This window comes from Amycolatopsis sp. lyj-112, assembly GCF_046549055.1.
Lineage (GTDB): Bacteria > Actinomycetota > Actinomycetes > Mycobacteriales > Pseudonocardiaceae > Amycolatopsis.
The window spans coordinates 351957-364707 of sequence record NZ_JAJPWS010000004.1 but is presented as its reverse complement, the minus strand read 5'-3'; the positions used below and the strand labels follow the sequence as shown (position 1 = coordinate 364707).

Genomic DNA, 12751 nt, shown 5'->3' with positions numbered 1-12751 from the left:
GCTTTCGCGGCACTCCTGTGGCGGCCGGTGCGCTGTGGCTCGCCCTGTCGGATCGGGGTCATCCGGCGAGAAAGCGCAGCAACTCCGCGGTGACGAACTGAGGATTCTCCTCGACGAGCCAATGCCCCGCGTTCGGTACGTCCACCGCGCGCACGATGTTGGCCATGCGCGGGGCCGCCGTGGCCTGGATCGGGGCGAGCTGCCCCTGAGCGGTCATGAGCAGCGTCGGGACACGGATCGGTGCCGCCGCAACGGTGTCGCGGACGTCTTTGTCCAGAGCGCGGTAGAGCTCGAAGCCGCCGGTCAGGGCCTCGGGCCGGCCGTAGGTCCGTGCGTACTCGCTGATTTCGGCGTCGGTGAACGGAGAACGATCCGAGGTGCCGCCGAAAGCCGTTCCCCCGAACGAAACCTGGGGGTAGAACAGCGCCAGGTACGCACGCACGTCGTCGCTGACCACCGCCTCAGGGACTCGGCGTTGGGAGTGAAAGGCGATGTGCCAGCTCAAGGAACGGTAGGTGGACGCGTCGATCGCGGGCCCGGGCAGCGGCAGGTCGAGATAGCCGAGCCGGGCGGTGTCGGCGGGGAACTGGGTGGCGTACTGAAACGCCACCGCGGCACCGAGATCGTGCCCGATGACGCGGGCGTCGCGCAGTCCCAGCCGATCGGCGATCAGTGTGTGCACATATCGCGCCAGCGTGGCTTTGTCGTAGCCGGTGGGTGAACCGGTGCTGTCACCCAGCCCGGGAAGGTCGACGGCGTAGACGGTGTGGTGCTCGGCGAGCGCCGGCATGATCGGCCGCCAGCCGAACCAGGTCTGTGGCCAGCCGTGGATCAGCACCACCGGCGTGCCGCGGCCGCCGGTCACATAGTGCATGCGGACACCGTCGACGTCGGCGAACTCGTGGCGGAAAGTGCGTTCGAAGTCCGCGTCGCCCTGGGTGGCCGCGGCGTAGGCGGGAACGTCGTCGGCGGCCGGCGTCGCGCAGGCCGCGGAGCCGATCGTGAGCAGAGCGGCGAGGGCGATGGTCGCCAGTGCCCGTGCGGTGGTCATCGAGGCTCCTTCTGTCGGGACGCGCTCAGCTTCGCCGGGGCCGCCACGATCTGGCACGGAAACTTGCGGTTCTGGCAAGATGGCCGCGTGGATCGCGAAACGGAAGACGTGCTCGACGTGGTGGGGCTGCGGCTGCGCGCACTGCGTCGCGAACGCGGCATCACGCTCGCCGACCTCGCGGCGACGACCGGGGTTTCGGAGAGCACCTTGTCCCGGCTGGAGAGCGGGCAGCGCCGGGCGACCCTGGAGTTGCTGCTGCCGCTGGCCCGGACCTACGGCGTCCCGCTGGACGACCTCGTCGGCGCCCCGCGTACCGGCGACCCCCGGATCCATCTGAAGCCGATCCGGCGGTACGGGATGGTCTTCGTCCCGCTGTCCAGGAGGCCGGGCGGTACGCAGGCGTTCAAGATGATCATTCCCGCCGTACCCGAACCGCTCGAGCCGACTCCGCAGACGCACGAAGGCTTCGAATGGCTGTACGTGCTCAACGGGCACCTGCGGCTGGTGACCGGCGGGCGCGACCTGACGTTGCCGCCCGGCGAGGCGGCCGAGTTCGACACGTCTCTGCCGCACTGGCTGGGCAGCGCCGACGGCGGGGCGGTCGAACTACTCATCCTGTTCGGCCTGCAAGGAGTACGCGCGCACGTGCGATCCCACTCCTGAACGACGCCCGGTCATGATCGCTCGATGCGGTGAACCGCGCCCGGAAACCCATCACGACGCCGTTCTGGGGTACCTCCTAGGAAACGAGGAGGAGACGATGCCTGACAACGAGCTTCCGGGTTTCCTGATCATCGGCCTGATCTTCGTCGTCGCGGACGGCCAGATCCTCTACCGCGGTGCCCGCCGCTACCTGAGCGGGCCGAACGGCGGCGAGGGGAGCGGGTCGATGGCGTGGATGGTGGTGATGGTCTTCCACCTGGTCGCGATGGGTGTCCTGGCGCTGCTTTCGGTGGTGGGCCCCGAGTGGTCGGGATCGACGTCCGCGCTGGTCGGCAGGCTGGGCGTCTTCCTGCTGCTGTTGGCCGTCGCCCACGGGATCACCCTTGCGGTGCTCTCCCGGCGGCGTCAGGACGACGTCGTCGGAACCCGCTTCCACGACCGTGCGCCGGACCGGTCCGTGCCTCGGATGCGGTCGTCAGCCGACGCCGGGACCGAGCCGGCGCCGACTGACGCGTCGTGGCAGCCGACCGTCACGCCGGTGCCAGGACAGGAGGGCCCGCAACCGCAGGTGAGCCCGGATCTCGGGAATCGCGGCCCTTATCGAGCCTGAGACTCCTTTATCTAGTGCCGAAGGGCGGTCTCGCGGTAGAAGCCGGCGATCATCGCTTCGGTGCCCGGCGGATTGAAGGGTCGCCCGAGGGTGCGCATGAGCGAGTTCACGCTGGGGCGGTACATCCCCGTCTTGCAATAGCGGGAGCCTTCGAAGGCGCCGACCGTGCCGCCGTCGGGAGAGGGTTTTCCGAGCCAGGTGTACCACTTCGCGCGGCGGTCTCGCATCTGCGCGGCGGTGAGGGCGCTCGCGTTGGGCTCGCGGGGTTCCCGGGTTTCGCAGGTGCCGTAGTCGTATTCGTCGGCGAGCCCGCCGATGGAGTGGCCGAGTTCGTGGGCGACGATCTGGCTGGCCTGGGTGTTGCCACCGGACGAGGTCGCGACGTCGCCACCGGCGCCGCCGTACTTGGTGGTGTTCGCCAGGGCCAGGACCTGATCGACGTCCGGTACGGCCGCGGCGTACTGCTTCGCCTTGGTTTCGTTGACGCACAAGAGACGTTCGATGCCGCCGCACCAGAAGTACGCGCCCAGCGCGGTATTGCGCCGCACTCCCTGAGTCGGATCGTTGGTGACACCGGATTCGGCGGAGACGACGTCGACCTGCCAGATGTTGAACTGCTTGCGGTGACCCTTGTACGGCTCGATGGCGAACAGCGCCGCGATACTGGAGCGGACGTGCTGCGAGTAGGTGGAAAGCTGCGTGGACGTGTAGCCGTCACCGACGAAGACCAGGTCGAAGGTGCTCTCGCTGGGGCCGTTGGTCTCGATGGGCGTCACCTTGGCGGCATTCGCGAGGATCTGCGGTGCCGCGGTTCTGTCCGACGACGGCCGGGTGACGGCCACGCGCCGGATGGTCCCGCCGGGTTCGAAGGCCTCCATCGACGTCGTGAATCCGGGAGCCGCCGACGCCGTCGCGGGAACGAGAGTGGCGGCGAGGGTGCCGAGCAGCGCGAAAGTGAGACATGCGCGTCGCATGTGTACTCCTTGCGGGGAGAGGGAGAGAGCACGAAAAACGATCCCGACTTTCGACGGCTTCCGGCACATCCCAGCTCGCCATAAGGTCGGCGTGATGGACGTCGAGTTACGTCATCTGCGGGTGCTGTGCGCCGTCGCCGACGCGGGCAGCATCACGCGTGCGGCGACCGGCATCGGCAGTACTCAGCCGGCGTTGACCGCCTCGGTACAACGCATCGAGCGAGCGTTCGGCGGAACGTTGTTCCTTCGCAGCCGCAATGGGGTCGTCCCCACGGCGTTCGGCGAATGCGTGCTTTCCCGCGCCCGGACCGTCCTCGCCGCGGCGGACACGATGCACCGCGACGCGGCGCGCTGGCTGGCGGACGGCTCGGAGCGTCCGATCGCACTGGGCGGCATCGGCGGTTCGATGGTGGTCGAGCTGGCAGACCGGCTCGGCGGTCACGACCGGGCGATCTCGGTGACCACGGAGTTCTCGCCGCGACGCCTGCTGGATCTCGTCGCGGGCGGGCAACTCGACGCCGCCGTCGTCGCCGACTATCCCGGCCACGTTTTGCCCGCCCCGCCCGAGGTGACGCTGAAACCGTTGGCCGTGCAACCGGTGTTCGTGGCGCTCGCCGCGGATCATCCGGCCGCCGACGGGATCGAGATCGACCTGGGTGCTCTCGCGGACGAGCGATGGGTACTCGGGCCGTCCGACGGCGCCGGTTGGCCGGAGTGCTTCGAGGAAGCCTGTGCTCGCGCGGGATTCCGGCCCCAGGTCGCCCACCACAGTACGGAACTTCGCCCGCTGCAACGCCTGATCGCGGCGGGCCGGGCGATTTCCCCTTGCCAGGTCACCTTTCCCGCGGCACCGGGGATCGCGATCCGGCCGCTCGCCGGGGATCCCTTGTGGATGCGGTACCTCATCGCCTGGCACGCCGACGGCGCCTTCGGCGGGAACAGCGACGTCCTGGTCGCCGGCGCCGAGGCCGCCTGCCGGTTCGACACCGACAGCAGTCACACCTATCGGCGCTGGCTAGCCCGACGCGCCGGGCCCGGTGGCGCCCGGCGTGCCATCGGGTGACCCCTGGTCGGGGAATTCCCCTGGTCGCGGTGTGGTCCTAGCCTCGGGACACCTCCTCGAGAAAAGGGTAAGAAATTGCGTCTGCGCGCCCTGCTGGCCGCTGCTGTCCTGACCATCATCACCGCCCCGGCCGCGTTGGCCGCTCCGGCCGTCGCGCACGGTTCCGATGTGCCACCAGGGCAATTCGGGTTCGTCGCGAAGATCGCGATGACGAAGATCCCCCGTCCGGACGGTTCGACCTACGGCAGCTACTGCACGGGCGCGCTGATCGCACCCGGCTGGGTCGTCACCACCGGGCACTGCTTTCACGACGCGCACCGGAAACGGGTTTCGGGCAAGGTGCCGTACCCGACGACGGTGACGTTGGGCCTGGTGGACGAAGCGACCGAACCGGGTGTCGCCCGCAAGGTGACCGAAGTGCTGCAGGCGAAGGAGAACGACGTCGCCCTGATCCGCTTGGACACGCCGGTGAGCACGGTCGCGCCGCTGACGGTGAACCGCGTGCTCCCGAAGGTGGGTCAGCAGCTGACACTGGCGGGCTGGGGCAGCCTGACCGCCACGAACCCCGCGCCGGCGACCCGGATGCAGCACGGCACCGTCCAGGTGGCCAAGGTGGCTCCCACCACCATCGGCGTCCGCGGCGCGGCGCCGGCGATCACGACGAGCGCCTGCACGTTCGACTCGGGCGCCCCGTATTTCGTCCCCGAAGGCAAGGGCGGCCACCTGGTCTCGATCGAAGCGACCGGCCCGGGCTGCCCGCACGCCGGGATCGAGACGACCTCCCGCGCCGACGTCATCGCGGACTGGATCGCCGCCCGGACGGCCTGACGTTTCAGTTAAGGCCGGTCAGAGGGTGAAGGCCAGCCATAGTGCGAGCCAGGCGCACACGGCGACCGCGACGATGACCCCGAACACGCGCAGCCCGGCCGTGGCGATTCGGGCAGTGGCGATTCGAGGCGTGGCGGTCGTGCTGTAGCTCTCAAGGCGGTGGTTTCCCAGACGGCGGTTTCCCATGATGACGACCTCCTTCCAAGATCATCTTCCGCTTTCCTGGCGGCTGTCGCAGCGGAGCGGCCCGCCCGGGTGACCCCATCCGGGTGACGGACGCACGCACGCGCCGTGCGGAGCAAGCCTGCTCCGCACGGCGCGTGCCCCTGGTCAGGAGCAGGTCGCGGGATCCGTGACGAGCAGCGGATCCGTCACCTTGAGGCCGGTGAACGGGAGGGTGCTCTGGGTGGTCAGCGCGCCGTCGCGAAGCGTCGAAACGGTGCGGCTGCCGGAGTACGTCATCTGGTCCACCGGGCCGGCGATGTCGTCGACTTCGGCGGCGACGGTTTCGAAGGTGCGGCCCCCTTCGGCGGGGGTGCAGTGGTAGCCGAGGTGCGCGGCGATGCCGCCGCCTTCGGAGACCGAGAGCGGCTTGTCGTCCGCGCCGACGACCTGGCTCAGGTTGCGGCCGTCGAAGTGGAGCGCGGTGAAGAACGTGGTGTTGGCTCCGACGGACTGGGTGACGATCAGTTCCGCGCGGCCGTCGCCGTTCAGGTCGGTCACCCGCGGCGCCGTGAGGCCGGCGTAGCTGTCGGCGCCGACGTGGATCGAGGTGAACGTCCCGTTCACGGTGGCCGAGATGACCTGGTCGTCGCCGACCAGCTGGGCGTTGACGGTCTCGATCTCGCCGTCGCCGTCCAGGTCGGCGACGGTGGTGACCGGATCGGCGAGCGGCGCGGCCGTGGCGGGTGCGGCGACGGCGAGCCCCAGCGCCGCGGCGATGCCGGTGAGAGTGGCGGTACGGATGATGCCTGTGCGGTTCATGTGTCTCCCTCCAACTCCTCCGGTGAACTTTTCACCGAAAGTGTTCTCATGAGGTAAGACGGCCACGGTGCGGGCGGGTGCAGTGAGGGTGTGATGTGCCACACAAACGCAACCCGGTGACGCGGTTTCAGAGCCAGCCGTTGTGGGCGGCGAAGACCCCCAGCTGGAACCGGCTGGAGACCCCGGCGCGGCCCATCAGGTTTTCGAGGTAGCGGAACAGGGTCCGTCTGCTGATGCCGAGTTCGGCGGCGATCTCGTCGTCTTTGCTCCCGGCGGCCAGCAGGATCAGCAGGTCCCGCTCGATGGGCCGGATCGGTTGCCCGGACGCCTGCCCGTGCTGATCGAGCGGGATCGCCGCGGCCCACGAGGTTTCGAAAAGCCCCTCCAGCGCGGAGAAGAGGCTGCAGGGTCGCACGATGACGATGGACTGGTTGCGATCGGTCTCCCGGATGGTCAGCGCGATCGTGGCCGCCCGGTCGTCGTAGAGCGTCAGTTTCACCGGGAGTTCGGGCAGCAGCCTCGCCTGCTCACCCGCTCGCAGGCAGGGCACGATGTTCCCGGCGAAGTAGCCGGGATCGCCCAGTGACGCTCCACTGTAGACACAGCGATAGCTGATCCCGCGCTGAAGCTGTTCCTCCTCAAGGAGATTCCGGTGCCCGCCGCTGAAGTACGGCGGGGAATCGAGCCGGCGCACCTGGTGCCGCACCAGGGTGACGAGGTGCTGGAGCCGGGGAACGATGGCTTCGCCGGTGATCACCTCCAGCAGATCCTGTGCGTGCGGTATCCCCGAATGCGCCCGCCGGAAAGTCCTGTACGCGGTCTGGACCGCGATCCGCGCGTCGTGCAACTCGGCCTGGCGCCGCGTCGTCAACGCCGTCAGTGCCTCGCTGGGATTCGCGGGAACGTACCCGGCCCCCTCCGTCCCGGAGGGCAGCGCGAGCCCGGCGTCGACCAGTTCGTTCAGGGCCGGGTGGGCGGACACCGGCTCACTTTCGAGCATCCGGCAGTAGACGCCGGCGGCGCCCTCGCCGAGGCCCAGCTTGATCAGTTGTGCGCCGAGCCTGTCCGGGGGAGTCACCCGTGCCCACCTTCGCCGTCGTTGGAGAGGTCTGGGGGCGGCGGTGGGACACACCGCCCCCAGACCGGTTCGTCAGCGCCTAGACGCCCGAGGTGGTGCGGATCCAGTTGCGGTTCGACGAGATGCTGGTGTGCGTGGAGCTGTCCACCTTGTTGCCGGCGATGTGCACGCCGACCTGCTTGCCGCCGACGAACACCGGCCCGCCCGAGTCGCCGCCGTTGGTCAGGCCGTCGCCCACCCTGGCCTTGATCAGTCCATTCGCGACACTGGTCACCGACATGCGGGCGACCTTGAGATAGCGCTGCAGCGCACCGTCTTCGTTGTAGCCCCAGCCGTAGACGTGCTCGGTGTCGCCGGCGGACACTGCGGTGCCGAGGGTGGCGTAGGTCGTGTCGATCGACCGGTCGAGCCGCAGCAGCGCGATGTCGGCGCCGCCGGGGGTGTGGATGTCGGTCACCGCCGCGTAGATACCGGCCCGGTGGTCGACGTCCCCGACCCGGACCGAGTAGTCGGCACCAGGTTCGTCGATGCAGTGCTGCGCGGTGAGCACCCAGCGGGCGCTGATGATCGAGCCGGAGCACCACTGCTCACCGTTCTGCTCGATCATGGCCGCCCACGGGCCGGACCGGGCGTATCCGCCGTCGATGATGGGGGCCGCGCCGGAGGCGGGGGCGACCGCGATGAGCCCGGCCGTGCACAGCAATGCGGTGAGGAGACCTCGGATGCGCATGGTCTTCACAGGGTGCCTTCCACTACAGGGAACAACGGAAGAGGAATGGGAAATCGAACGTTTCCCCATTGCGGCCGCCGGGGGTTTCGCCATGCTAGGCAAGCGGATGCGGCCGTTGATAGCGACTAAAGAGGGGAGAAAGGCACGGGAGTGCCGATGGCACTGATGGGTCATGGACGGTGCGAATACTCGTGAGTGGCGTTTGTGCCAAGTGATGTGAAGGGGTCTTTCGCTGCATCACACGCGGGGAAAGACCTCTTCGCCCCGGGTGTCGAGGCGGTCACTGAACCGATCGACCTCTCGTACCGTTCGGTACCGGTACGTTCGGTGCCCCGAAAGCGGGGATGATCCGCTTTGCCCGGGAATCGTTCCCGGGCGGGTGGGTGGTCCCCGGCGCCATGCCGGCGCCGGGGACACCGTCACCCGGGCGATGCCTTCTGCCGCCATGTCACCTCTTCCCCCGTGCTGGGCCACCGGTCTGTTGACAAAGCGGAACACTGCTCCGTATGTTTGCGGAACAGTGCTCCGCTTTTGTTGGAGCCTAGACGTCAAGGGGAAGTACATGAGTGAAACGACGTACGCGGCCTCTGCGCCGGCGCCTGTCCTCTCGGTCGGCCCGGTGGTCCTGCCGACTCCCGGCCGCGCGGTGGACCTGCAGGTACGGGTTTCCGCGCCGATGACCGGAAGCGGGCTGCCGATCATCCTTCTTTCGCACGGCCAGGGATATTCGAACCACCTCTCGTCACTGAACGGCTATGCCCCGCTCGTCGCTTCCTGGGCGGCACAGGGCTTCGTCGTCATCCAGCCCACGCATCTGAGTTCGCGGACACTGAACCTGGACTCAGCCGATCCCGAAGCGCCGATGTACTACCGATCCCGGGCCGAGGACATGACCCGGATCCTCGACCGGCTCGACGAGATCGAGGCCGCCGTCCCGCACCTCACCGGGCGCCTGGACCGGAGCAAGGTCGCCGTGGCCGGGCATTCGATGGGCGGGCACACCGCGAGCCTGTTGCTGGGCGCGCGGTTCACCGATCCCCACGACGGAACGGAAGTGAATCTGACCGAGCCCCGGATCTCCGCGGGAGTGCTGCTCGCGGCACCCGGCCGAGGCGGCGACGCCATCACCGAATTCGTGGCCCAGAACTATTCCTTCTTCCTGACCACGGATTTCTCCACGATGACGACGCCCGCGCTCGTGGTCGCCGGGGACAAGGACACCTCCACGCACCTGACGGTTCGCGGTGCGGAGTGGCACACCGATCCGTACTTCCTTTCCCCGGGGCGCAAGACTTTGCTCACCCTTTTCGACGCGGAGCACGGGCTCGGCGGGATCTCCGGTTACGACGTCGCCGAGACCACGGACGAGAATCCCGAGCGGGTCGATGCGGTGCGACGGCTCACCGCCGCGTACCTCCGCACCGAGTTCTCCCCAGGGGATCCCGCTTGGCGGGAGGCCTGTGACGCGCTGACGGCCGGGCCCGACGCACTCGGCCGGGTCGAAGCCAAGTAGCCAGGTGCACGAGCGCGCGCGCACCTTCACCTCATTTCGCGAGATGTCGTAGCGAAATAATCCAGGTTCCAGGTCTCGCGGACGCAAGAGCGGTCGTAGGCTGGTCGGCGATGATCAAGCGAGCGCGATGGGGCGAGAGGTTGCAGGTCGCGCGCTACACCCTGTACGCCGGAGCCCGGCCGGAGGTGGGAGCGCGGTCTGCCGGGCTACGCCGGTTGCGCGCCGTCGCGGTGGCGGGAATCGGGATCTGGGCCGGGTTCGTCTCCGCGCTGATGACACCGTCGGAAGCGGTGGGAAGTCCCCGCGTCGTGGTGCTCGCCGTGGCGGCGATGGTGCCCGCGTTCCTCGCGATCCGCTCGCCCTTGTGGGCCTGGCGGGTGCTGGTGGTGCTGATCCTGGTCACCCCGGCCGTGCAGCCCGCCCTGCCGCGGATGTGGGGCTGGCCGTGGTCGCCGGGGCTGGCGTTGACGGCCGCGCTCGTCCTGTACCTGGTCGCGGCGGGCCATTCGCAGGCCGTTCTGGTCGTGGTCGCCGTCGTCTCGGCGGCGGCGATCGCCGTCCCGCTCCGTGATTGGCGCGATCTGGCCCTGGTGGTGGCGATGATGACGTCGCTCCTGGTCGGCGGCAACGCGGTCCGGCAGCGCCGGGTCGCCGAGCTGGAAAGTGCCGAGCAGCAACGGAGACTCGCGGCGGAGGAGACCAGGGCGGCGGTCTTGGAGGAACGCGCGAGGATCGCCCGGGAACTGCACGACGTGGTCGCCCACCACATGTCGGTACTCGCCCTGCGCACCGACTCCGCGCGCTACCGTTTTCCCGGCATGGCCGAGGACTTGCGCACCGAGTTCGCCGAGCTGACCGGAACCGCCCGTGAGGGCATGGTCGAGATGCGACGCCTGCTCGGGGTGCTGCGCGCGGACGGCGCCGGAGGCCCCGTCACGCCGCAGCCGGACGCCACCAGGGTGGGGGAACTGGTCGAGCGGGTACGCGCTCTCGGCACACCGTGCGCGCTGCGGGTGGACGGAGATTTCGACGCGCTGCCCGCCGGGGTCGCGTTGTCCGCGTACCGCATCGTGCAGGAGGCGCTGAGCAACGCCGTCCGGCACGCCCCGGGCGCGGAGATCACCGTCGAACTGCGCGTCGACCAGGATTCGGTGCACGCTGTAGTGCGTAACGCGCCGGGCGGCGCCGGGACCGTCGACGAGGGCGCCGGGCACGGCTTGCTCGGTATGCGCGAGCGTGCCGCCATGCTCGGCGGCGGGCTGAGGGCGGAGCCGACCGCCGACGGCGGCTTCGAAGTCGCCGCGAAACTGCCGCTGGATCAGGAGGAGAACGGGTGATTTCGGTGGTGATCGCCGACGACCAGACGATGGTCCGGCAGAGTTTCCGCGCCGTCCTCGACGCGCAGGACGACATCCGGGTGCTCGGCGAGGCCGCGAACGGTGTCGAAGCGATCGAGCGGTGCGCGGAACTGGCGCCGGACGTCGTGCTGATGGACGTGCGGATGCCGGAACTGGACGGTCTGGAGGCGACCCGCCGGATCCTGGCGGCCCGCGGTGACGACGTCCGCGTGCTGATGCTGACGACGTTCGATATCGACGAGTACGTCTACGGCGCACTGCGGGCGGGCGCCAGCGGCTTCCTGCTGAAGGAGGCGCCGCTGGACGATCTGGTCACCGCGGTGCGCGTGGTCGCGGCGGGCAACGCCCTGTTCGCGCCGTCGGTCACGCGCAGGCTGATCGGGGAGTTCGCCGTCCGCGGCCGGACCGCGGACGGCGGTTCCAAGGTCGCGGAACTGACCCAGCGCGAGACCGAAGTCCTCCGCCTGGTGGCCAAAGGGCTGTCGAACACCGAGATCGCCGAGGTGCTGGTGATCGCCGAGCAGACCGCGAAAGCGCACGTGAGCAGAGTCTTCGGGAAACTCGGTGCGCGGGACCGGGCGCAGGCCGTCGTCGCCGCGTACGAGGCGGGCATCGTGGTACCCGGCAAGTGATACCGGGGTAGCGCACGGCCGCGCGGGCGATACCCGGGTACTGCCCGAAGACGGCACTGGGGCCCGACGACCCGGCGCGGTTCTTCGAGCATCGTGGTGGCCATGAAGATCCTCCGCCGCCCCCAGACCGTCGTGGTGGTGGCTCTCGCCTTCGTCGCGGTGCTCTGGTGGCTCCTCGACCGCCCGCTCGGTGTCGACTCCGCGGTGTACCGAGCGGGCGGAATCGCCGTGCTGCACGGCGAACCGCTGTACGCGCATCTGGCGGCTTTGCCCGGCTGGGCCCCGGAACTCCCGTTCACCTACCCGCCGTTCGCGGCCGTGCTGTTCACGCCGTTCGCCGTCCTGCCGCCGCAGTTGTGCTGGGGACTGGTCGCGATGGCCGCCGCACCCGCGCTGTACCTGGCGCTGCGTCCGTTCTTCGACAACGGCTGGGCGTTGCTCGCCGCTTTCGGCCTGCAGCCGGTGTGGCAGAGCGTCGGCCTCGGGCAGCTGAACCTGATCCTTCTGGCGCTCGTGGTGGTGGATGTGCTGCGGCTGCGCGGTTCCCGGTACGGCGGCATGCTCATCGGGCTCGCGGCGGCGGTGAAACTGATCCCGCTGATCTTCATCGGGCACCTGCTGCTCACCGGCCGCCGGGCCGACGCGATGCGCGCACTCGGCACCTTCCTCGCCGCGACCGCGCTCGGCTTCGCGCTCCTGCCGGGCGACTCCGTCACGTACTGGACGTCCGCGATCTTCAACGACCACTTCGCCGCGATGAAGGGTTGGGTCGGAAACCAGTCGTGGCAAGGGTTTCTCGCCAGGACCGGGCCGGGGGAGGGGTGGCTGCTCGGGATCGCGGTCCTGTTCGTGGTCGCCGCGGTGTTCCTGATCCGGTGGCGGTACCGAGCCGGCGACGAGCAAGGAGCGCTGCTGGTGTGCGCGGGTTGCGCCTTGCTCGTCAGCCCTATTTCCTGGACGCACCACTGGGTCTGGATCGTGCCCGCGCTCGGCTATCTGCTGGCGCGGGGGTTTCGGTGGCTCGCGGCGGCGATCGCGGTGGTGTTCACCGGGTGGACCGTGGCGGTGGTGCCGGGTGGCGGTGGCGCGGAGCACGGGTGGGATCTCGGGCAGATGGTCGTCGGTAACGGGTACTTGCTGGTCGCTGTGGCCGCGGGGGTTTTCCTTGTGGTGAAAAGGATTCGTGAGTGGCGAGGAGCGTGGGTCAGGCGGGTCGTGAGTGATTCGGGTCGTTAGAACGACCCGAATCACTCACGACCCGCCCGGG

At 69.2% G+C, this 12751-nt stretch carries 14 protein-coding genes; 8 read left to right on the top strand and 6 right to left on the bottom strand.

Annotated features, from left to right (window positions below):
- Positions 1-58: 58 nt before the first annotated feature.
- Positions 59-1051 (bottom strand): alpha/beta fold hydrolase, encoded by a 993-nt coding sequence (locus ACLJRL_RS17470; protein ID WP_410657236.1) that lies wholly within the window; start codon positions 1049-1051, stop codon positions 59-61.
- 87 nt (positions 1052-1138) lie between these two features.
- On the opposite strand from ACLJRL_RS17470, the gene ACLJRL_RS17465 reads away from it, so the two are divergent.
- Complete coding sequence (locus ACLJRL_RS17465) at positions 1139-1714, top strand: helix-turn-helix domain-containing protein (protein ID WP_410657235.1); 576 nt, start codon at positions 1139-1141, stop codon at positions 1712-1714.
- 97 nt (positions 1715-1811) lie between these two features.
- On the top strand, positions 1812-2324 hold the full coding sequence (locus ACLJRL_RS17460; protein ID WP_410657234.1) for a hypothetical protein: 513 nt from the start codon (positions 1812-1814) through the stop codon (positions 2322-2324).
- Between the two features lie 11 nt (positions 2325-2335).
- Here the strand turns inward: ACLJRL_RS17460 and ACLJRL_RS17455 are convergent, their stop codons facing one another.
- Complete coding sequence (locus ACLJRL_RS17455; RefSeq protein ID WP_410657233.1) at positions 2336-3298, bottom strand: M64 family metallopeptidase; 963 nt, start codon at positions 3296-3298, stop codon at positions 2336-2338.
- Positions 3299-3392: 94 nt separating this feature from the next.
- Here ACLJRL_RS17455 and ACLJRL_RS17450 point away from each other — a divergent pair, with 94 nt between their 5' ends.
- Both ACLJRL_RS17450 and ACLJRL_RS17445 read left to right on the top strand, forming a co-directional pair.
- Positions 3393-4361: a LysR family transcriptional regulator gene (locus tag ACLJRL_RS17450; RefSeq protein WP_410657232.1), complete on the top strand. Its 969-nt coding sequence runs from the start codon at positions 3393-3395 to the stop codon at positions 4359-4361.
- Between the two features lie 75 nt (positions 4362-4436).
- Positions 4437-5189: a S1 family peptidase gene (locus tag ACLJRL_RS17445; protein ID WP_410657231.1), complete on the top strand. Its 753-nt coding sequence runs from the start codon at positions 4437-4439 to the stop codon at positions 5187-5189.
- Between the two features lie 18 nt (positions 5190-5207).
- Here ACLJRL_RS17445 and ACLJRL_RS17440 read toward each other — a convergent pair whose 3' ends face one another.
- The 4 genes from ACLJRL_RS17440 to ACLJRL_RS17425 form a co-directional block, all read right to left on the bottom strand.
- Positions 5208-5375 (bottom strand): hypothetical protein, encoded by a 168-nt coding sequence (locus ACLJRL_RS17440; protein WP_410657230.1) that lies wholly within the window; start codon positions 5373-5375, stop codon positions 5208-5210.
- Positions 5376-5519: 144 nt separating this feature from the next.
- Positions 5520-6173, bottom strand: a complete 654-nt coding sequence (locus ACLJRL_RS17435) for an FG-GAP repeat domain-containing protein (protein WP_410657229.1) — start codon at positions 6171-6173, stop codon at positions 5520-5522.
- A gap of 127 nt (positions 6174-6300) precedes the next feature.
- Positions 6301-7251, bottom strand: a complete 951-nt coding sequence (locus ACLJRL_RS17430) for a helix-turn-helix transcriptional regulator (protein ID WP_410657228.1) — start codon at positions 7249-7251, stop codon at positions 6301-6303.
- Between the two features lie 79 nt (positions 7252-7330).
- Positions 7331-7981, bottom strand: coding sequence for a S1 family peptidase (locus ACLJRL_RS17425; RefSeq protein ID WP_410657227.1), 651 nt, complete (start codon positions 7979-7981; stop codon positions 7331-7333).
- Positions 7982-8543: 562 nt separating this feature from the next.
- Between ACLJRL_RS17425 and ACLJRL_RS17420 the strand changes: the two genes are divergently transcribed.
- From ACLJRL_RS17420 to ACLJRL_RS17405, 4 genes are all read left to right on the top strand, one after another.
- Entirely contained in the window at positions 8544-9494 is a 951-nt protein-coding gene (locus ACLJRL_RS17420) for an alpha/beta hydrolase family protein (protein WP_410657226.1), read from the top strand.
- A gap of 110 nt (positions 9495-9604) precedes the next feature.
- A complete protein-coding gene (locus tag ACLJRL_RS17415; protein WP_410657225.1) occupies positions 9605-10831 on the top strand; it encodes a sensor histidine kinase in 1227 nt (408 codons plus the stop codon).
- Entirely contained in the window at positions 10828-11484 is a 657-nt protein-coding gene (locus tag ACLJRL_RS17410; RefSeq protein ID WP_410657224.1) for a response regulator, read from the top strand. Before ACLJRL_RS17415 ends, ACLJRL_RS17410 begins: the two co-directional genes overlap by 4 nt.
- 102 nt (positions 11485-11586) lie before the next feature.
- Positions 11587-12720 carry a glycosyltransferase 87 family protein gene (locus tag ACLJRL_RS17405; RefSeq protein ID WP_410657223.1) on the top strand — a complete coding sequence of 378 codons (1134 nt, stop codon included), beginning with the start codon at positions 11587-11589 and terminating at the stop codon, positions 12718-12720.
- Positions 12721-12751: the final 31 nt, after the last annotated feature.